This window comes from Cellulosimicrobium sp. NPDC055967, assembly GCF_042269845.1.
Classification (GTDB): domain Bacteria; phylum Actinomycetota; class Actinomycetes; order Actinomycetales; family Cellulomonadaceae; genus Cellulosimicrobium.
The window spans coordinates 152,549-173,312 of the sequence record NZ_JBHJYJ010000002.1; the positions used below are offsets into that span (position 1 = coordinate 152,549).

Annotated in this window: 14 protein-coding genes; 9 read left to right on the plus strand and 5 right to left on the minus strand. The window is 73.8% G+C overall.

Annotated features, from left to right (window positions below):
* Positions 1-15 precede the first annotated feature (15 nt).
* On the plus strand, positions 16-675 hold the full coding sequence (locus ACFC2L_RS03495) for a Maf family protein (RefSeq protein ID WP_375822922.1): 660 nt from the start codon (positions 16-18) through the stop codon (positions 673-675).
* 196 nt (positions 676-871) lie between these two features.
* On the plus strand, positions 872-2,671 hold the full coding sequence (locus tag ACFC2L_RS03500; RefSeq protein WP_375822923.1) for an acetyl/propionyl/methylcrotonyl-CoA carboxylase subunit alpha: 1,800 nt from the start codon (positions 872-874) through the stop codon (positions 2,669-2,671).
* A gap of 849 nt (positions 2,672-3,520) precedes the next feature.
* On the opposite strand, the gene ACFC2L_RS03505 is transcribed toward ACFC2L_RS03500, so the two are convergent.
* Together ACFC2L_RS03505 and ACFC2L_RS03510 are read right to left on the minus strand one after the other, a co-directional pair.
* Complete coding sequence (locus tag ACFC2L_RS03505; protein ID WP_375822924.1) at positions 3,521-4,831, minus strand: MFS transporter; 1,311 nt, start codon at positions 4,829-4,831, stop codon at positions 3,521-3,523.
* 58 nt (positions 4,832-4,889) lie between these two features.
* The gene (locus ACFC2L_RS03510; RefSeq protein WP_375823166.1) at positions 4,890-6,092 is read right to left on the minus strand and encodes an MFS transporter; all 1,203 of its coding nucleotides are present in this window, start codon (positions 6,090-6,092) and stop codon (positions 4,890-4,892) included.
* 141 nt (positions 6,093-6,233) lie between these two features.
* On the opposite strand from ACFC2L_RS03510, the gene ACFC2L_RS03515 reads away from it, so the two are divergent.
* The 7 genes from ACFC2L_RS03515 (at position 6,234) to narI (ending at position 15,960) form a co-directional block, all read left to right on the plus strand.
* Positions 6,234-6,779, plus strand: a complete 546-nt coding sequence (locus ACFC2L_RS03515; protein WP_375822925.1) for an NUDIX domain-containing protein — start codon at positions 6,234-6,236, stop codon at positions 6,777-6,779.
* Positions 6,780-6,870: 91 nt separating this feature from the next.
* Positions 6,871-7,599: a helix-turn-helix transcriptional regulator gene (locus ACFC2L_RS03520; protein WP_375822926.1), complete on the plus strand. Its 729-nt coding sequence runs from the start codon at positions 6,871-6,873 to the stop codon at positions 7,597-7,599.
* 121 nt (positions 7,600-7,720) lie between these two features.
* A complete protein-coding gene (locus ACFC2L_RS03525) occupies positions 7,721-9,067 on the plus strand; it encodes an MFS transporter (protein WP_255180872.1) in 1,347 nt (448 codons plus the stop codon).
* A gap of 62 nt (positions 9,068-9,129) precedes the next feature.
* A complete protein-coding gene (locus tag ACFC2L_RS03530) occupies positions 9,130-12,882 on the plus strand; it encodes a nitrate reductase subunit alpha (protein WP_375822927.1) in 3,753 nt (1,250 codons plus the stop codon).
* Positions 12,882-14,525, plus strand: coding sequence for a nitrate reductase subunit beta (gene narH, locus ACFC2L_RS03535; RefSeq protein WP_375822928.1), 1,644 nt, complete (start codon positions 12,882-12,884; stop codon positions 14,523-14,525). Before ACFC2L_RS03530 ends, narH begins: the two co-directional genes overlap by 1 nt.
* Positions 14,522-15,229 carry a nitrate reductase molybdenum cofactor assembly chaperone gene (narJ, locus tag ACFC2L_RS03540; protein WP_375822929.1) on the plus strand — a complete coding sequence of 236 codons (708 nt, stop codon included), beginning with the start codon at positions 14,522-14,524 and terminating at the stop codon, positions 15,227-15,229. Before narH ends, narJ begins: the two co-directional genes overlap by 4 nt.
* Positions 15,226-15,960 carry a respiratory nitrate reductase subunit gamma gene (gene narI, locus ACFC2L_RS03545; RefSeq protein WP_255180868.1) on the plus strand — a complete coding sequence of 245 codons (735 nt, stop codon included), beginning with the start codon at positions 15,226-15,228 and terminating at the stop codon, positions 15,958-15,960. The genes narJ and narI overlap by 4 nt, the downstream gene beginning before the upstream one ends.
* Positions 15,961-16,064: 104 nt before the next feature.
* On the opposite strand, the gene ACFC2L_RS03550 is transcribed toward narI, so the two are convergent.
* The 3 genes from ACFC2L_RS03550 to ACFC2L_RS03560 all read right to left on the minus strand — a co-directional run bounded on the left by ACFC2L_RS03550 (position 16,065) and on the right by ACFC2L_RS03560 (position 20,691).
* Positions 16,065-16,421, minus strand: a complete 357-nt coding sequence (locus ACFC2L_RS03550) for a DUF2249 domain-containing protein (RefSeq protein WP_255180867.1) — start codon at positions 16,419-16,421, stop codon at positions 16,065-16,067.
* A 92-nt stretch (positions 16,422-16,513) separates the two neighbouring features.
* The gene (locus tag ACFC2L_RS03555) at positions 16,514-19,426 is read right to left on the minus strand and encodes a multicopper oxidase domain-containing protein (protein WP_375822930.1); all 2,913 of its coding nucleotides are present in this window, start codon (positions 19,424-19,426) and stop codon (positions 16,514-16,516) included.
* Positions 19,423-20,691, minus strand: a complete 1,269-nt coding sequence (locus tag ACFC2L_RS03560; RefSeq protein WP_375822931.1) for a hypothetical protein — start codon at positions 20,689-20,691, stop codon at positions 19,423-19,425. Before ACFC2L_RS03560 ends, ACFC2L_RS03555 begins: the two co-directional genes overlap by 4 nt.
* Positions 20,692-20,764 lie beyond the last annotated feature (73 nt).

The following is a 20,764-nucleotide window of genomic DNA, read 5'->3' on the forward strand; positions in this document are numbered from 1 at the left end:
GGGTAGTCTGCGCGGGTGCTCCGACTCGTGCTCGCCTCCCGCTCCCCCGCCCGCCTCGCGACGCTGCGCGCGGCCGGCGTCGAACCCCTCGTGCGCGTGTCGGGCGTCGACGAGGACGCGGTCCTGCGCGCGGCCGCCGCGGAGCGCGGCGGGCTCGACCCCGTGGACGCGGTGCTCGTCCTGGCCCGGGCGAAGGCGGAGGAGATCGTGCGCACGCTCGCCGACGACGGGTCCGGCACGCCGATCGACGACCCCGCGCTGCTCGTCGGCTGCGACTCGATGCTCGAGCTCGACGGTGAGGTGCTCGGCAAGCCCGCCGACGCCGAGGACGCCCGCGCCCGCTGGCGCTCGATGCGCGGGCGGGCCGGCGTCCTGCACACCGGCCACTGGCTCGTCGACCTTCGCCCGCTGCCCGACGGCGGGACGGGCACCGCGGCAGGAGCCACGAGCTCGACGACCGTGCACTTCGCGGACCTCACCGACGACGAGATCGACGCGTACGTCGCCACGGGCGAGCCGCTGCACGTCGCGGGCGCGTTCACGGTCGACGGCCTCGGCGGGCCCTACGTCGAGCGCATCGAGGGCGACCACCACGGCGTCGTCGGCATCAGCCTCCCGCTGCTGCGGTCGCTGCTCCGGGAGGCCGGCGTCGCGTGGCACGAGCTGCGCGCCTGAGACCGGGCGGCCGACGTCGGTCGTCGATGCTCGTTGTGGGTGCCGGACAACCCCACGGGACGAGCGAGGCCCAGGAGCGCGCCGCTATGGAGGTTTCCTCCAACCGCCCCGCATGCGCCTTGGCATGTTCTCCAATCTTGTCCGGTACCCGGCCCGGGAGCGTGAACGGCGCGGCGCGCACGCGTTACCGTGAGCCGTGCCCGCGAACCCCACCCGCCCCCTGAGCAAGGTCCTCGTCGCCAACCGTGGCGAGATCGCCGTCCGGATCGTCCGCGCCTGCGCCGACGCCGGCATCGCGTCCGTCGCGGTCTACGCGGACCCCGACCGGCAGGCGCCGCACGTGCACCTCGCCGACGAGGCGTTCGCGCTCGGCGGCTCCCGGGCGGCCGAGACGTACCTCGACATCGCGAAGCTGCTCGACGTCGCGCGCCGCTCCGGCGCGGACGCGGTGCACCCCGGGTACGGCTTCCTCGCCGAGAACGCGGAGTTCGCCCAGGCCGTCCTCGACGCCGGCCTCGTCTGGATCGGGCCCCCGCCGGCCGCGATCGACGCGCTGGGCGACAAGGTGAGCGCGCGCCACATCGCGCAGCGCGCGGGCGCCCCGCTCGTGCCCGGCACCCCCGACCCCGTCGCCGACGCGAGCGAGGTGCACGCCTTCGCCGCCGAGCACGGCCTGCCCATCGCGATCAAGGCGGCGTTCGGCGGCGGCGGCCGCGGCCTCAAGGTCGCCCGCACCGCCGACGAGATCGACGAGCTCTACGAGTCCGCGGTGCGCGAGGCCACGGCCGCGTTCGGGCGCGGCGAGTGCTTCGTCGAGCGCTACCTCGACACCCCCCGTCACGTCGAGACCCAGTGCCTCGCGGACGAGCACGGCACCGTCGTCGTCGTGTCCACGCGCGACTGCTCCCTCCAGCGCCGCCACCAGAAGCTCGTCGAGGAGGCCCCTGCGCCCTACCTCAGCGCCGCCCAGGAGGCCGAGCTGTACAAGGCGTCCGAGGCGATCCTGCGCGAGGCCGGCTACGTCGGCGCGGGCACGTGCGAGTTCCTCGTCGGCGCCGACGGCACCATCTCCTTCCTCGAGGTCAACACGCGCCTCCAGGTCGAGCACCCGGTGTCCGAGGAGGTCACCGGCATCGACCTCGTCCGCGAGCAGCTCCGCATCGCCGCGGGCGAGCCGCTCGGCTACACGTCGACGCAGGTGCGCGGCCACTCGATCGAGTTCCGCATCAACGGCGAGGACCCGGCCGCGAACTTCCTCCCCGCACCCGGCCGCATCTCGCGCCTGCGCTTCCCGTCCGGGCCCGGCGTGCGCGTCGACTCCGGCGTCGTCGAGGGCGACACGATCTCCGGCGCGTTCGACTCCATGATCGCCAAGGTCATCGTCACCGGCGCCACGCGCGAGCAGGCCGTCCAGCGCGCCCGCCGCGCGCTGCGCGAGCTCGAGGTCGAGGGCATCCCGACGGTCGTGCCGTTCCACCGCGCCGTGCTCGACGCCGAGGCGTTCGTCCCCACGGACGACGAGCCGTTCCGCGTGCACACCCGCTGGATCGAGACCGAGTTCGCGGACCAGCTCGCCGCACTCGCCCCCGCCCCGGCCGCCCCCGCCGACGATGACGACGAGCCCCTGGCGACCGAGCGCGTCGTCGTCGAGGTCGGCGGCAAGCGCCTGGAGGTCGTCCTCCCGGCGGGCCTCGGCATGGCCGCGGGTCGCGCCCGCACCGCGAACGCCGCCCGTCGGCCCGCACGGCGCAGCACCGGGAAGGCCAACGGCGGCGCCTCCGGCACGACGCTCGCCTCCCCCATGCAGGGCACGATCGTCAAGGTCGCCGTCGCCGACGGCACCCAGGTCGCCGAGGGCGACCTCGTCGTCGTGCTCGAGGCCATGAAGATGGAGCAGCCGCTCCTCGCCCACCGCGCCGGCACCGTCCGCTCGCTCTCCGCCACCGCCGGCGCGAGCGTCAGCTCCGGCACCGCCATCTGCGAGATCGTCGACTGACCCTCGGCGCCGCCGTCGGGCCCGCGCGCCGTCGTCCGTCTCGCGACCCGCAGACTCGGCTCGGGCGACCGGGTCGCTGCTCGGTGAACGCCCGCGGGACCGCCGGCACGGCCGACCATGCTGCGGTCCGGAGAACCGCCCCGACACGCCGGCTCGGGTGAACGCCACCTCCAGCACGTCGCGGCCCGCGCCGACCGAGGTACGGCCCGGTGCATGCCCGCCAGCCGGATCGGGTGACCGAGGCACGGCCCCGCACATGCCGGCGGCGTCGTCTCGGGCGCCCGAGGCGCGGCCCAGCGCATGCCCGCCAGGCGGCTCGGGTGACCGAGGTACGGCCCCGCGCATGCCCGCAGGTTCGGCTCGGGCGACCGAGGAGCGGCCCGGCGAACTACCCGCGGTCGGCTCGAGTGGTCGGGGTGGGGGCGCGCCCGGCCCGCCGCGCCGTCACCTCGGCCCCTCGGCCGACGTCGCCACCACCAAGAGTCCCGCGCGTGGTGACGAGAAGGGAGAAATGGCCCACGGGACAAGGCCCGCAGGGGCCACTTCTCGCATCTCGACAAGACCCTCCCTCCGCCGGGCGGCGCGACCGCCCGCCCAGGCCGAGCCTGTCCGCAGAACCGGGGCCGCGGGTCGTGCGGCGACGGACAGGACGAGCGGTGGGGTCGGACCGTGTGCGCAGGACGTCAGAGGCGCACTCCGAGAACCCCCGCCCGACAGACCAGGGTGACGGTGCGCCAGTCCAAGCACACGGTGCGACCCCACCGCGGACCCGACCCCGCGGGCAGGAGACCGTAATCCACGAGCGGACCTCGCGAGCAGTCGGCCCGATCCGGCACGGAGACGCGGGTGCTAGCCGGGCTGGGCGGCCGAGCGCATGGCGCGGCGGCCCGACGGCAGGGCGACGGCGACGGTGATGACGAGGAACATGAGGATCCCGGAGACGACGAGGAGCGACTCCACGGTGAAACGGTCGGCGAGCGGGCCGAACACGACCATGCCGAGCGGCATCGAGACGGCCATGACGATCCCGACGAACCCGAAGACGCGGCCCTGGCGCTCGGGCTCGACCGTCTCCTGCAGGACGGTCATGGACGTCGTCGAGAACGGCGGCACCGAGAGGCCGAGCAGGAACATGAAGACGAAGAACACCCACATGTTCGTCGAGAGACCCATCGCGACGGACAGCACGCCGAAGACGAACGTCGAGCCGACGATCATGGCGATGCGGTTCTTGAGCCCGCCCCACGTCGCGAGGAGCACGCCACCGAGCAGCATGCCGACGGAGAACGCGACCTCGTTGACGGTGAGCTTCCAGACCTCCTCGCCGAAGGTCCGCGCGACCATGAGCGGCGTGAGGTACGACGGCGCGACGATGAGCAGGAACACGACGGCATAGAGGCCGAGGACCCACCGGACGAACGAGTGGGAACCGAGGTAGCGGAAGCCCTCGACGAGGTCGTCGAAGTACCCGGCCCGCTCCCCCGCGGCGGCGTGCGCGAGCGTCGGGACGGGGACGAGGAGGAGGAGCCCGATCCCGATCGCGGCGGTGACGACGTCGACGAAGAAGACGGAGACGATGGACGTGCTCGCGTAGACCGCCGCGGCGACGGCGGGGGCGAGCAGCATCATCGCGGACTGGATCGACTGGTTGATCCCGTTGACGCGCAGCAGCTTGCTCGTCGGGACGATCTGCGGGAGCAGGGCCGCGACGGCAGGGGTCTGGATGCCGGCACCCGTGGAGCGGATCGCGAGCGCGGCGTAGATGAGCCAGAGATCGTCCGCACCGCCGAGCATGAGCAGCGCGAGCGCGAGGGTCGTCACGGCGATCGTGCCGTCCGCGGCGATGACGAGCGCCTTGCGGTTCACGCGGTCGGCCCACACGCCGCCGAAGATCGAGACGACGGCCTGCGGCAGGAACCCGAAGAGCGTGCTCAGCGCGAGCACGGCGCCGGACTTCGTCTCGATCGTCAGGTGCCACATCACGGCGTACTGCACGAGCATCGAGCCGAACAGGGAGACCGTCTGGCCGGAGAGGAAGATCGCGGTGTCCCGCCGCCACCGGGGCTTGGCGAGCGTGTCGTCGACCGGGGCGCCGGTCTCCGCGCCGTCGGAGACGTCGGCGGTGGGGGCGTCGGTGTTCTCGTACGGCGTATGGCTCACCCGCACATCCTGACGGCCGCCACCCACAGGGTCCACGGAATTCACCGTCGGCGGACGGTCAGTCGGCGGTGGGGACCTCGCCCACGTGCGCGATGTGCCCGAGCTGGCGCCACACGAGCGCGAGCGTGATGCCCGCGCCGACGAACGCGAACCAGAACGGTGCGGTGATCCCCCACGCCTGGGCGAGGACGCCGCCGAGCGCCTGCCCGACGACGCTGCCGCCGAACACGCAGACCATGTAGACCGAGCCGACCCGTCCCTGGAACTCCGTGGGGACGGCACGCTGCCGGATCGTGTTGGACACGGTGCCCCACACGAACGCGTACGCGCCGAAGACGACCATGATCGCGAGGGCGATCCAGCCGGTCGTGGTGAGGGCGAGCGCGAGGTGCATGAGGACCTCGAGCGAGAGGCACACGCGCATGAGGGTCGACAGGCGCACGTGCCGCTCGAGCCACCCGAACGACGCGATGCCCACGACGCCGCCGACGGCCGACGCCGTCGTGAGCAGCCCGAACCCGACCTCACCCATGTCGAGGTGGTCGAGCGCGTACTTGACGAGGACGCCCCACGGCGCTGCCCAGGTCACGTTGAAGGCGAGGATGACGATCGCGAGCGTCCGCACCGGGGCGTTCCCGAGGATCCACCGCACGCCCTCGGCGATGTCCTGGCGCACGTGCGTCTGCGTCTCGCGCACACCGCCCGGTGTGGTCGCGATCCGCCCCACGAGCACGACGGCGAGCCCGACGCACACGACCTGGACGACGAACGGCCAGACCATCCCGAGCGCGAAGAGGAACGCGCCCACGGGCGGCCCGAGCAGCTGGTTGGCGGTGAGGAACCCGGCCTGGAGCCGCGCGTTGCCCGTGCCGAGGTCGCGCGGCTCGACGAGCATCGGGAGCAGGGTCTGGGACGCGGAGTCCGCGAACACCTCGGCGACGCCGTAGAGGAACATCACGGCGAGCACGACGCCGATGCTCACGTGCCCGGTCACGATGAGGACGCACAGCGCCACGACGACGACCGCCCGCAGCGCGTTGGCCACCATGACGACGACGCGCCGGTCGAGGCGGTCGGCCAGCGCCCCGGCCCACAGCCCGAACAGGAGCCAGGGCAGTCGCTGCAGCAGGGCGGCGAGCGCGACGAGGAACGCGGAGTCCGTCTGGGACGCGACGAGCAGGGGCCCCGCCGCCAGGGCGATGCCGTCGCCGACGTTGCTCGTCCACGACGACGACAGCAGCCAGCGGAAGCTGGTGCCCATGCGTCGCGGTGCGACGACCTCCCCGATCCTGCTCACAAGCGGAGAAGCGTACGCCGCCGCGCCGTCTGCCCGGGCAACCTTTTCCGGACGCCGGCGTGGGGTGCGGTGCCGAGCGGCACGCCGGCCTGGCAGCATGGCCCCGTGACCATCCCGACCGCGCCCCGCGACCCCGGCGAGCCGCCCCCGCGGCTCCCCCGCCACCTGCAGCCGGGCGACGGCTGGGTGGAGTGCGCGTGCGGCCGGCGGCACTGGGGACTGTTCGGCGCCGCCGGGCTCCTGCTCGGACGGCGCGACGGAGCGGGCCGGCTGACCGACGTCGTGCTCCAGCACCGCGCCCCGTGGTCCGACCAGGGCGGGACGTGGGGAGTGCCGGGCGGCGCCGTCGGGCCGGACGAGACCCCTGTGCAGGGCGCGCTGCGCGAGGCGCAGGAGGAGGCGGGGCTCGAGCCGGCGCACGTGCGCGTCGTGGGCGAGCGCGTGCTCGACCACGGCCCGTGGCGCTACACGACGGTCCTCGCCGAGGTCGCGGACGGCGCGGTCGTCGAGCCGCGCGCGACGGACGCGGAGAGCGTCGAGGTCCGCTGGGTCCCGGTCGACGACGTCGCGACCCTCGACCTGCTGCCCGCGTTCGCGGACGCCTGGCCGAGCCTGCGCGCGGCGCTCGACCAGGGCGGCCCCGGGGCCTGACGGCCCGCGCCCGCAGGACCTTCGTCATCGATCCGCGTCGGACGCGCCCCGGGACCGGTCCGACGGCGTCGGGCCGGGGCACGATGGCGTCGTGCCCGAGGACACGTCGACCACGTACCGCGCGCTCGCGTCGTCGAGCCGGCTGACGCTGCTGCACGCCCTCCAGGAACGCGGCCCGATGACGGTCGCGGACCTGTCGCGCGAGGCGGCGCTCTGCCCGAGCGCGACGCGCGAGCACCTCCAGCGGCTCGCGGACGCGGGGTTCGTGCGCAGCGCCCCCGAGGTGCGCACGACGCGCGGACGCCCGCGCATCCTCTACGAGGCCATCGCGGGCGAGGACCCGCCCCGGGACGACGGCGCAGCGCGGCGCCTCGGCGAGTCGCTCGTCCGGGCCGCGCTGACCCGCGCGGTGCTCGGTCACGACGACGCCCCCCAGGACCCCGCGCACGCCCCCGCGCCCGGCTCCGGAGACGACCTCGCCGGGACCGCTCGCGCCGCGGGGCGGCGGCTCGCCGACGTGCTCCGTTCCTCGGGCCGGGAGGCGCCCGCGCCCACGCCGGAGAACCAGCTCGCCGCGCTCGACGACCACCTGCACCAGCTCGGGCTCGACCCCGAGCTCGAGGAGGAACGGCTGCGGTTCCACCTCTACCGGTGCCCGTTCCTCGCGCTCGCGGCCGACCGCGAGGACGTGGTCTGCGCGGTCCACCTCGGCCTCGTCCAGGGCGTGCTCGCCGGCGTCGGGGGGCCCGTCCGTGCGGAGGCGCTGCTGCCCTTCGTCGAGCCGCACCACTGCGTGCTGCAGCTCTCGCGCGCGGGCTGATTATTCACGGTCCGCGACCCGCCGCGGCTCCCGCCCGTCGGGTCATGCTGACGGCGCACCGGGTACGGGCCCGGCGTCACGACGTCGGTGTGGTCGTGACCTGCGACGACGGGAGGACGACATGACCGCCCCTGCCACCACCAGGCCGCCCTCGCTGCTGCGGGCGGTGCGCACGCCGTCGAGCGTGGACCTGTCGACGTGGGACCCCGAGGACGAGTCCCGCTGGGACCGCCGGTTCGCGTGGCGCACGCTGTGGATCACGACGTACAACCTCACGCTCGCGTTCTGCGCGTGGTACCTCGTGAGCGCGGTCGCGCCCCGGCTCAACGACGTCGGCTTCGACCTCACGACGGCGCAGCTCTACTGGCTCACGGCCGTCCCCGGCCTCGCCGGCGGGCTGTTCCGCATGGTCTACATGTTCCTGCCCCCCGTCGTCGGCACGCGCACGCTCGTGGGCGGGACGGCGACGCTCGTCCTCCTGCCGATGCTCGGCTGGGCGTTCGCCGTGCGTGACGCGAGCACGCCGTACTCGGTGCTCATGCTGCTCGCGGTCGCGGCGGGGATCGGCGGCGGCGCGTTCTCCGGCTTCATGCCCTCGACGAGCTACTTCTTCCCCAAGCGCATGGCGGGGACGGCGCTGGGGCTGCAGGCCGGGATCGGCAACTTCGGCGTGAGCCTCATCCAGTTCCTCACGCCGTGGGTCGTCGGCTTCGGCCTCCTCGGCACGGCGGTCCTCACGCCGCAGCAGACGGCGACGGGCAGCCACCTGTGGCTGCACAACGCGGGCCTCGTCCTCGTGCCGTGGACCGTGCTCGGCGCGGTGCTCGCCGCCCTGTACCTGCGCCGGGTCCCGGTGAGCGCGAACTTCCGCGAGCAGCTCGACATCTTCGGCAACAAGCACACGTGGATCATGACGGCGATCTACCTCATGACCTTCGGCGCGTTCAGCGGGTTCGCGGCGCAGCTCGGGCTGCTCATCGTCGCGCAGTACGGCGGGTTCGCGAACGCGCCCGACCCGCTGCGCTACGCGTTCCTCGGCCCGCTGCTCGGCTCGGCCGCGCGCGCCGGGTTCGGGCCGCTGTGCGACCGGTTCGGCGGCGCGGTCTGGACCCTCGTCGCCGGGATCGGCATGACGGTCTCGACGGTGTTCTCGCTGTTCTTCCTCGACCCGCACGACGTCGGGCAGTTCGGCTGGTTCCTCGCGGGGATGCTCGCGGTGTTCACCTTCGCCGGGATCGGCAACGCGGGGACGTTCAAGCAGATGCCGATGATCTTCCCGCGTCGTCAGGCGGGCGGGGTGATCGGCTGGACCGCCTCGATCGCCGCGTTCGGCCCGTTCCTCGTGGGCATCGGCCTGTCGCTCGTCCCCGCGCGGTCGTTCTTCGTCGGGTGCGCCGTGTTCTTCGCCCTGTGCACGTGGCTCACGTGGCACTACTACGCCCGACCGGGCGCCCCGAACCCCTCCTGACCCGACCGGGAACGCCGGCGACGCGTCCGCCGTCCCCGCCCCAGAGAACCCGAGGAGCTGTCGTGCCCCCACTCGACGAGCGCACCCCCCGTGACCCGGCGGACACCCTGCTGCGCCTGGGCAGCCGCCTGCGGCGCGGGAAGGTGTCGGACGACCTGCGGCAGGTGTTCCTGACCGGCGGGCGCCAGGGCGACGTGTTCTACCGCGACCGCTGGTCCCACGACAAGGTCGTGCGCTCCACCCACGGCGTGAACTGCACCGGGTCCTGCTCCTGGAAGGTCTACGTCAAGGACGGCATCATCACCTGGGAGACCCAGCAGACCGACTACCCCTCCGTCGGCCCCGACTCCCCCGAGTACGAACCCCGCGGCTGCCCCCGCGGCGCCGCGTTCTCCTGGTACACCTACTCCCCCACCCGCGTGCGCTACCCCTACGTCCGCGGCACCCTGCTCGACCTGTACCGGCGCGCGAAGGACGAGGTGGGCGGCGACCCCGTGCTCGCGTGGGCGAAGGTCACGTCCGACCCGGGGTCGGCCCGCGCCTACAAGTCGGCGCGCGGCAAGGGCGGGCTCGTGCGCACCACCTGGGACGAGGCCGCCGAGATCGTCGCCGCCGCCCACGTCCACACCATCAAGACCTACGGACCCGACCGCGTCGCCGGGTTCTCCCCCATCCCCGCGATGTCCATGGTGTCGCACGGGGTGGGTTCGCGGTTCGTGCAGCTCCTGGGCGGGAGCATGCTGTCGTTCTACGACTGGTACGCCGACCTCCCGGTCGCGTCCCCGCAGGTGTTCGGCGACCAGACCGACGTCCCGGAGTCCGCCGACTGGTGGAACTCCACCTACTGCATCATGTGGGGCTCCAACGTCCCGGTCACCCGCACGCCGGACGCCCACTTCATGACCGAGGCCCGCTACCGCGGCCAGAAGGTCGTCGTCGTCTCCCCCGACTACGCCGACAACACCAAGTTCGCCGACGAGTGGCTCGCCCCGCACCCGGGGACGGACGGTGCCCTCGCCCAGGCCATGGGCCACGTCATCCTCACCGAGTTCCACGTGCGCGACCGCGCGCCGCGGTTCCTCGACTACATGGCCCGGTTCACGGACTCCCCGTACCTGGTCACGCTGGAGAAGCGCGGGGACGCGTACGTGCCCGGGCGCTTCCTCACGGCGGACCGGCTCGCGGGCACGCCCGCCGCCGACCAGGCCGACACTGCGAACGCGGCGTCCAAGACGGTGATCCTGTCCCGCGCGGGCGACGTCGTCGTCCCCAACGGGTCGCTCGGGCACCGCTACGGCGACCCCGGGAGGTGGAACCTCGACCTCGAGGGCGTCGAGCCCGCGCTGTCGGTCGCGGACCTTTCGGGCGGCGCGTCGGGCGAGCCGGTCGCCGTCGACCTCCCGCGCTTCGACCTCGCTCCCGAGGAGGGCGCGGAGCACCAGGGCGGCGCGGGCGCCGTCCGGCGCGGCGTGCCGACGCACCGCGTGGGCGAGCACCTGGTGACGACGGTCTACGACCTGCTGCTCGCGCAGTACGGCGTGGACCGCCCCGACCTCGACCTGCCGGGCACGTGGCCGACCGGATACGACGACCCCGCGACCCCGGGCACCCCGGCGTGGCAGGAGGAGATCACCGGCGTTCCCGCCGTCGCCGCGGCGCGCATCGGGCGCGAGTTCGCGCAGAACGCGCTCGACTCCGACGGCCGGTCGATGATCATCATGGGAGCGGGCACCAACCACTGGTTCCACTCCGACACGATCTACCGCACGTTCCTCGCGCTCGTCACCATGACGGGCTGCCAGGGCGTCAACGGCGGCGGCTGGGCGCACTACGTCGGGCAGGAGAAGGTCCGCCCGATCACGGGGTTCCAGCAGTACGCGAACGCGGCGGACTGGGTCCGGCCCCCGCGCCTCATGATCAGCACGGCCTTCTGGTACCTCGCGACGGACCAGTGGCGCTACGACGGCCTGCCCGCGGACGCGCTCGCGTCCCCGCTCGCCACCGGGAAGCTCGCGGGCCGCACGACGGCGGACACGCTGGTGGAGTCCGTCCGTCGCGGCTGGACGCCGAGCTACCCGACGTTCGACCGCAACCCGCTCGACCTGGTGGACGAGGCCGAGGCGGCGGGCAAGGACCCGGTGCGCCACGTCGTCGACCAGCTCTCCTCGGGCGAGCTGGACTACGCGTGCGCGGACCCCGACGACCCGGCGAACTTCCCGCGCGTGCTCACCGTCTGGCGCGCGAACCTGCTGGGGTCGTCGGGCAAGGGCAACGAGTACTTCCTCAAGCACCTGCTCGGGACCGACGCCGCGGTGCGCGCACCGGAGTCGGGGCCGGACCGGCGGCCGCGGGACATCGCGTGGCACGACGAGGCGCCGCAGGGGAAGCTCGACCTGCTCGTCACGGCCGACTTCCGGATGACGTCGACGACGCTGTTCTCGGACGTCGTGCTGCCGGCGGCGACGTGGTACGAGAAGCACGACCTGTCCTCGACGGACATGCACCCGTTCGTGCACTCGTTCAACCCGGCGATCAGCCCGCCCTGGCAGACGCGCACCGACTTCGACATCTTCCACACGCTCGCCCGGCACGTCTCGGAGCTGTCAGTGACGCACCTGGGCGTGCGCAAGGACGTCGTGGCCGTCCCGCTCGCGCACGACACGCCGGACGCCATGGCGACGCCGCACGGCGAGGTCCTGCCACAGGACGAGCTCGTGCCCGGGGTCACGATGGCGAAGCTCGTCGTCGTCGAGCGGGACTACCCCGCGCTCGCGGCGCGGCTCGCCGCCCTCGGTCCGCTCACGCAGAAGGTCGGCATGGTCACCAAGGGCGTCGCGTTCGACCCGACGCCGGAGGTCGAGCGGCTCGCCGTCGCGAACGGCGTCGTCGCCGACGGCCCGACGGCGGGGCGTCCGCGCCTGGACCGGGACACGCACGTCTGCGAGATGATCCTCGCGCTGTCGGGGACGACGAACGGGCGGCTCGCGGTGCAGGGGTTCGAGGACCTGGAGCGGCGCACCGGGCAGCGTCTGGCCGACCTGGCGCGGGACGAGCAGGGCAAGAGGATCACCTTCCCGGACGTGCAGTCCCGCCCGACGGCGGTCATCACCTCTCCCGAGTGGTCCGGGTCGGAGCACGGCGGGCGGCGCTACAGCGCCTTCGTCATCAACGTGGAGCGGCTCAAGCCGTGGCACACGCTCACGGGCCGCCAGCACTTCTTCCTCGACCACGACTGGATGACGGAGCTCGGCGAGCAGCTCCCGGTCTACCGTCCGCCGCTGGACATGCACCGCCTGTTCGGCGACTCACGGGTCGGCGACACGTCCCCCACGGGGGCGCAGGGGTCCGAGGGCTACGCCGAGGTCGCGGTGCGGTACCTGACCCCGCACTCGAAGTGGTCGATCCACTCCGAGTACCAGGACAACCTCTTCATGCTGTCGCTCTCGCGCGGCGGTCCCACGATCTGGATGAGCCCGCAGGACGCGGAGAAGATCGGCGTCGCGGACAACGAGTGGATCGAGTCCTACAACCGCAACGGCGTCGTGGTCGCGCGGGCCGTCGTCTCGCACCGCATGCCCGAGGGCACGGTCTTCATGTACCACGCGAAGGACCGGACCGTGGACGTGCCGCGGTCGGAGACCTCCGGCCTGCGGGGCGGCATCCACAACTCCCTGACCCGCGTGCTGCTCAAGCCCACCCACCTCATCGGCGGCTACGCGCAGCTCTCGTACGGCTTCAACTACATCGGCCCGACGGGCAACCAGCGTGACGAGGTCACGGTGATCCGTCGTCGTTCTCAGGAGGTGACCTACTGATGAAGGTCATGGCGCAGATGTCGATGGTGATGAACCTGGACAAGTGCATCGGGTGTCACACGTGCTCGGTCACGTGCAAGCAGGCCTGGACCAACCGCACCGGGGTCGAGTACGTGTGGTTCAACAACGTCGAGACCCGCCCCGGACTCGGGTACCCCCGCACCTACCAGGACCAGGACCGCTGGCAGGGCGGGTGGGTGCGGACCAAGAAGGGCAAGCTCAAGCTGCGCGCCGGGGGCCGGTTGAAGAAGCTCGCCACGATCTTCTCCAACCCCGTCCTGCCCTCGATCCACGACTACTACGAACCGTGGACGTATGAGTACGACATGCTGCTCTCGGCCCCCCAGGGCGCCCACACCCCCGTCGCCAGGCCGAAGTCGCTGCTCACGGGCAAGGACATGAACATCTCCTGGTCGGCGAACTGGGACGACGACCTCGCCGGGTCCACCACCACCATGGCCGACGACCCGGTGCTGCAGCACATGTCCGAGCACGTCGCGACCGAGCTCGACAAGACGTTCATGTTCTACCTGCCCCGCATCTGCGAGCACTGCCTCAACCCCGCCTGCGTCGCGTCCTGCCCGTCGGGCGCCATGTACAAGCGGGCCGAGGACGGCATCGTGCTCGTGGACCAGGACCAGTGCCGGGGTTGGCGCATGTGCGTCACCGGCTGCCCCTACAAGAAGGTCTACTTCAACCACAAGACCGGCAAGGCCGAGAAATGCACCCTGTGCTACCCGCGCATCGAGGTCGGCCTGCCGACCGTGTGCTCCGAGACGTGCGTGGGACGCCTGCGCTACCTCGGCCTCGTCCTGTACGACGCGGACAAGGTCACCCAGGCCGCGTCGGTGGAGGACGAGCACGACCTCCTGGCCTCCCAGCGCGCCGTCTTCCTCGACCCGAACGACCCCGACGTCATCGCCGCCGCACGCGCCGAGGGGATCCCCGAGGACTGGATCACCGCCGCCCAACGCTCCCCCATCTGGGACCTCATCACCCGGTACGAGGTCGCCCTGCCCCTGCACCCGGAGTACCGCACCCTGCCCATGGTCTGGTACATCCCACCCCTGTCCCCCGTCGTCGACGTCATCACCGCCTCCGGCAACGACGGCGAGGACGGACGAACCCTGTTCGCCGCCATCTCGAAGCTACGCATCCCCCTGGAGTACCTCGCCGGACTGTTCACCGCCGGAGACACCGCCCCCGTCGAGAAGGTCCTGCGCCGCCTGGCCGCCATGCGCTCCTACATGCGCGACATCAACCTCGGCCACGACGCCAACGAAGAGACCGCGGCCGCCGTCGGCATGACCGGGCAACAGGTCCAGGACATGTACCGCCTCCTCGCGATCGCCAAGTACGAAGACCGCTACGTCATCCCCACCGCCCACACCGAGATCGCCCGCGAGCTGAGCGACATGGCGTGCTCGCTCGACTACGACGGCGGACCGGGGATGGGGGGCGCGGGACCGACGACGGGCGAGTCGTTCCACGCGGTCGGCGAGAAGGAACGGGCCACCAGCCCGTACACCCCCTCCACCACGGGTCGGGTCAACCTGCTCAACTGGGACGGCGACGGGACCCCGGGCGGTCTCTTCCCGCCGCCGCGACCGGCGGGCCCGGAGGCCTCGGGGGGTGCGGCATGAGGCGCGCGACCCGCTCCCGGCCGGTGTCCTCGACGAGCGCGTCGTCGCCCGGTCCCCTGCCGGACGACCAGCGCCGCGCCGCGCACACCGTGATCTCGCTCCTGCTCGACTACCCCACCGCGGAGGCCGCCGCGCACCGAACGGACGTCGAGGACGTCGTCGCCGGGCTGCCGTCCGACGTGCGGCGGCCCCTGCGCGCGTTCCTCGACGCCACGGCGTCGCTGTCCCTCGGGGAGCGGCAGGCCGCCTACGTCGCGACGTTCGACCTCAAGCGCCGGTGCTCGCTGTACCTGTCGTACTACGCGGCCGGGGACACCCGGAAGCGCGGCGCCGCGCTCGTCACGTTCGTGGAGGCGTTCCGCGCGGCGGGATGGGAGACGGACGGCTCGGAGCTGCCCGACCACCTGCCCACGGTGCTCGAGCTCTCCGCACGCACGGACGGCGAGATCGCCGGCATGGTGCTCGACGCGCACCGCGACGGCATCGAGGTCCTGCGCGCCGCGCTCGAGACCCTGCGCAGCCCGTACGCCCACGTGGTCGCGGCGCTCGTCGCGACGCTGCCCGCGATGCAGTCGGAGACGGCGGCACGCTTCCGCGACCTGGTCGCCGCGGGACCGCCCACCGAGCTCGTCGGCCTGAGCGACCTGTCCCACCTCACGCCGTTCGCCACGATCCCGAGCCTGACCGAGGAGACCCGACGATGAGCCCGCTCGACGTCCTGCTGTGGGTCGCCGTCCCGTACGCGGTGGCGGCGGTGTTCGTCGTCGGGCACGTGTGGCGGTACCGCTACGACCAGTTCGGCTGGACGACGCGCTCGTCGCAGCTCTACGAGAACCGCTGGCTGCGCCTCGGCTCGCCGCTGTTCCACGTCGGCATCCTCATGGTGATCGGCGGGCACGTGGTCGGGATCCTCGTGCCGCGCCCGTGGCTGGAGGCCGTCGGCGTGGACGAGCACGCCTACCACCTCGTCGCGACGATCGCCGGGACGTTCGCGGCGGTCCTCACGGTCGTCGGGCTCGTGATCCTCGTCCTGCGCCGGAGGCTCTCCGGCGCGGTCTTCCGCGTGACCACGCGCACGGACAAGCTCATGTACGTCGTGCTCGGCGCCGCGATCGGGTTCGGCACGCTCGCGACGGTCCAGCACCAGATCTTCGGCGGCGGGTACGACTACCGCGGCTCGATCTCGCCGTGGTTCCGCTCGCTGCTCACGTTCCAGCCCGACCCGTCGCTCATGGCCGACGTCCCGCTCGCGTTCCAGCTCCACGTCCTGTGCGGCCTGGCGCTGTTCGCCCTGTGGCCGTTCACGCGCCTCGTGCACGTGTTCTCCGCGCCGCTCGGCTACCTCACGCGGCCGTACGTCGTCTACCGGCGTCGCGCGGTCGCGACGACGTCGCGCGCACCGCGCCGCGGCTGGGAGCCCCCGACGACCCCGTAGCGAGGACCGTCCTCGCTCGACCCGGTGCGCGCACGACGACGCCCGGCGGCCATCCCCGTGCCGCCGGGCGTCGTGTCGTGCCGGGACCGTGTCGGCCCGGCCGCTCAGTCCTGTGCGGGCACAGGACGGCGCGTGAGGCGGATGCTCACCTCGGTCGCCTCGCGCGACAGGTACTCGCGGTCGAACGCGCCGGGCTCACGACCCTCGAGCTGCGCGAGCAGCGGGAGCGGGTCGTGCGGCGCGACGAGGACGAGCCCGTCCCCGGGCGCGAGCGCCTCGAGCGCCCCGAAGACGACGCCGTGACGCACGGCGTGCGGGATCGTGCGGACGTCGAGGACGATCTCGGCGTCGTCGTGCGCGCACCCGCAGGTGTGCCCCTCCTCGGCCCCTTCCCCGGGCCCTTCCTCGTTCACCGCCGCGTGCTGCGGGGGCTCGGTGATCTCGATCGGTTCTGCTGCCATGGTGGTCCTCCTGGTCGTGGCGCGAGCGCCGGGTGGGGGTGCTGGGTCTGCGGTGCTGCCGGCGTGGACGACGACGCCGGCGGGCGGGCCGGTCAGGGCCTCACGGCGAACGCCCCGGACGCGCCGCGCTCGGCGTCGGACATGGCGTGCGTGACGAACGGGTAGGTCCCGGCCTCGGGGAACGTGAGCTCGACGAACCCGCCCTGCGCGGGCAGCAGGCCGAGCACCTGGCTCCCGCCGGAGGTTCCCGGCGGGAGCGCGTACGCGCCCTCGTGGTAGACGGTGTCGAACTGGCCGCCGACGACGTGGAACGCGCTCGGGCGGTTCGGCCCGGCGTCGAGCACCCAGACGCGCACGCGCTCGCCCACCCGGGCCGCGAGCGGGTCGTAGCGGTACTGGTTCGCGTACCCGTTGAACGTGAGGAGGTCGGGCTCGGCGGCGGCGACCTTCGCGTCGTCGGCGGACGCGCCCTGCGCGCCGAGGTAGAGCTCGGACTGCACGACGACGTACTCGCGGTCCACGGGGGCGAGGTCCGGCGGGTCGACGATCACCGTGCCGAACATGCCGTTCGCGATGTGCAGCGACATGGGCATGGTCGAGCAGTGGTACATCCAGATCCCCGCCCGGGTCGCCGTGAAGCGGTAGGTGAGCGACTCCCCCGGCGCGATGGTCCGCATCGGCTCGTCGGGCGCGAGCGCGCCCGCGTGGAAGTCGATCGAGTGCCCGATCGTCCCGTCGTTGACGAGCGTGATCTCGAAGACGTCGCCGACCTTCCCCCGGAGCACGGGCCCGGGCGCGGTCCCGCCGAACGTCCACACGGTCTGCTCGACGCCGGGCGCCACCTCCTGCACCGCCTCCGTCACGGTGAGGGTGCGCCGGTGCACGACGGGTCCGCCGGACGGGTCCGACTCGGCGGGCGGGAGCGTGGCGTCGCGCGCGACGAACCCGTCCCCGGGCCCGCCCATGAGGTCGGCGTCCGCCACGCCGAGCGAGTCCGTCCCCGAGGACGTCCCGTGCCCCGCGTGCGCCCCCTCGGCCGCGGGCGCCTCCTCAGGACCCGCTGGGTCGACGAGCGCCGCGCCCCCGGTGACCTCCACCGTGAGCGTCATGCCCATGAGCCGGTGACCGGCCACGGAGCACCACCCGTCGAGGTCGCCGCTCACGACGCCCGCGTCGAGGGTCGCGGTCGCGCCCGGTGCGACACGGCCGGTCGTCGCGCCGTCGGCGAGGACCAGGTCGTGCACGTCGTCGTCGGCGTTCGTCAGCTCGATGACGAGCCGGTCGCCCGCGGGCACGCTGATCGTGTCGGGGACGAAGCGCATGTCGACGGCGTCGACCTGCACGGTCGTCGTGCGGCCGGTCGCGACCACCCCGGGGGCGCCCGCCGCACCGTCCACGGCGGCGACGGACCCGCCCCCGCCGACGCCGGCCGCGACCGGGTCGGCTGCGACGCCGCCCACGACCGCGAGCGCGAGGGTCGCGACCGCGGCGGTCACCGCCCCGGCGAGCGGCCGGCGCGCCTGAGTCTCCCGCCGAGCAGCGACCGCCCGGGCGGCCTCGTCGCGGCGCGTGCCCGACGGCGGAGCGTCCGCCGCGACGGGTGCGGCACCCGGGGCGGGTGCCCCGACCGGGGACGGGACCGCCGTCGGCCCGGGTCCGTCGGCGCGCGCGGTGACGGCTCCCCCCGGAACCGCATCGCCCCGCGGGGCCGTGTCGCTCTGCGAGACCGTATCGCCCCGCGAGACGAGGACGGCGCGGAGTGCGAGCACGAGGAACGCGAGGAAGGTCGCGAAGACGACGAGCGACAGCCCGACGCGCACCCACGACGGCAGCGGCAGGAGGTACAGCGCGAGCCCGCCGTTCGCGACGAGCACGCGGTACGCCCCGCCGGCGCCGACGACGGCCTCGGTGCGCCGCCGTCGTGCAGGGCCGCCGCCGAGCACGACGGGGACGAGGTACGTGAGCGCGCCGAGGAGCACCTGCGCGGCGAACCCGACGACGAACGGGAGCAGCAGCCCGCCGATCGCGTCCTGCGCGGCGGCCCACGACGGCGCCGTCGCGACCCGGGCCCCGAACGCGGCCACGCTCCCGGCGAACCACACGACCGACGCGGCGAGGCTCCACGCGGCGAACCCCCAGGCTCCGCGCTGCGCGGCGCGACCCTGTGCCGCGAGGTGCCGCCCGACGAGCACGACACCGCCCAGCACGACCGCCGCCCCGGCCGCGACGAGGGGCCGCCAGCCGACCGTGCACGCCACGACGACGAGCAGGATCCCCGCGGTGAGCACCGGGAGCGCGCGGCGGGCCGCGACGTCGGCGTCGGGCTCGATGCGGGTGCGCAGCACGGTCGGCCACAGGAGCACGAGCGTGCCGAGCACGGTGAGCCCCACCCACCCGAGGACGTTGAGCGTCACGTGCGCCACGTAGAGGCGGCCGTACGCCTCCGTCCCCGCGCCGCCACGGGCCATGAGGACGCCGAGCGTCACGCCGACCGGGAGGCACGCCGCGGCGACCACGTAGTAGCGGACGAGCCGGCCGAAGCGCGACGGCAGCGCACCGCGGCCCTGGAGCACGAGCACCGTCGCGTGCGTCACCGCGCCCGCACCCACGAGCACCCCGCCCGCCACGACCAGGGACCACACGTCGGTGAGGAGCCCCGCGACGACGAGCAGCGCGCCGACCGTGTGCGCGGCGAGCCGCGCGACGTGCAGCGGGCGCCCGCCCGGCGCCTGGCGGCGCAGCATCGTGTCGGCGAAGTGCTGGCTCCACACGAGGATCGCCGTGCTCACCGCGCCGAGCATGAGCACGTGAACCATGAGCCACAGCGCGTCGGGCACGAACCGGTGCACCACGACGAGCACCGCCTCGGCGACGAACCACCCGAGGACGAGCGCGTGGAGCCACAGGTTCCGGCCCGTTCCCCCGACCTTCTGCGTGCCGGGCAGCGGTCCGGCGGGTCGGGCGGTCAGGAGCGAGGGTCGCTCGGGCGAGGCGGGCACGGTCACCTTCCGGAGACGATCGGGAGCACGGCGGACGGGGCCGAGGGAGAACCCCGGTCGCGCGAGGCAGAGGCCCGGTCGGCCGAGGTAGAGCCCTGGTCACGCGAGGCAGAGGGCTGGTCACGCGAGGTAGAGGCCGGGTCACGCGAGGTAGAGCTCTGGTCGCGGAGCAGTGCCGACCACAGCGCGACCCCGACGAACGCGAGCACGGCGACGACGTTCCCGACGCCGCCGACGCGGACGGCCGCGACCGCGCCCGGTCCGTCGCCCGCGAGGTCACCGGTGACCCGGACCGCGAGCGAGGCGTGCAGCAGGACGAGCGGCGCCCACATCGCGGCGCGGTACGGGAGCGGACGGCGCAGGACGGCCGGGAGGATGAGCGGCCCGTGCGCCATGATCATCGACAGCCCGAACCCGAGGAACACGGCGTGCACGACGGCGTCGTACGTCGTCCCGGAGCGCAGCGTCACCACGGGGCCGAGCCCGGTGGGCCCCGCGCCGGCCGCGAGGAACACCCAGGCCGCGCCGGCGAGGACGAGCCACGCGTAGCCCGCGAGCATCGCCGCCGCGGCGAAGCGCGGCAGCCCGCGACCGCGGACGGTGCGGCGCGCGACGTCGTGCCGCAGCAGCGTGACGGCCGACGCCGCGAGCGCCGCCCCGGCGACGGCGTACCCGGGTGCGGGCGCGAGCAGGGCGAGGCACGCGGCGCCGAGGTAGACCAGCGCCCCGGCGAGGACCGTGCGCTCGGTGCGGGCGTCGATCTCGAGCCGCGCGAGCTCGACCCGCTCGCCGAGCACGGTCCAGGCGACGAACCCGACGAGCCACGGCAGCAGGTCCGGCACCGCGAGGCCCGCGGCCCAGAGCGCGGCACCCCCGACGGCGAGCACGGCGCCCGCGGCCTGGATCGCCGTCGCGACGGCGGGCTGCCGTCGCCACACGACGGCGTAGATCGCGACGAGCCCGAGAGTTCCCGCGACGAGGAGCCCCTGACCGACGGCGCGGGGTGCGGGCGAGAGGAGCGCGAGCGCGCCGAGGCCGAGCGCGGCGGGCGCGAGGTAGGCGACCGGTCGCCGCACGGCGACGGCCCGTTCGAGGGTGACGAGGGTGCCGACGAACCCGAGCACCATGAGGAGGCCGTGCGCGTCCTGGACCCGCGCGGCGGGGACGGGCGACGGGAGGCCGAGCAGGGCGAGCCCGGTCGCGAGCCCCGTGAGCAGCGCGACCCCGGCGGGCAGCACGAGGAGCGCGCGGAACGGCGTCCTGGTCGTCACGCCGCGAGGGTTTTCCACGGTCCCGACCGTAGGAAAGCGGCGGTACGCCCGGACAGGGCCGAAGGTCCCGTCG

Coding starts and splice junctions, on each gene's coding strand:
- ACFC2L_RS03510 (WP_375823166.1), bottom strand. CDS start 6,092: ATGGGCACCAGCTTCCGCTGGCTGCTGTCGTCGTCGTGGACGAGCAAC.
- narH (WP_375822928.1), top strand. CDS start 12,882: ATGAAGGTCATGGCGCAGATGTCGATGGTGATGAACCTGGACAAGTGC.
- narI (WP_255180868.1), top strand. CDS start 15,226: ATGAGCCCGCTCGACGTCCTGCTGTGGGTCGCCGTCCCGTACGCGGTG.
- narJ (WP_375822929.1), top strand. CDS start 14,522: ATGAGGCGCGCGACCCGCTCCCGGCCGGTGTCCTCGACGAGCGCGTCG.
- ACFC2L_RS03550 (WP_255180867.1), bottom strand. CDS start 16,421: ATGGCAGCAGAACCGATCGAGATCACCGAGCCCCCGCAGCACGCGGCG.
- ACFC2L_RS03525 (WP_255180872.1), top strand. CDS start 7,721: ATGACCGCCCCTGCCACCACCAGGCCGCCCTCGCTGCTGCGGGCGGTG.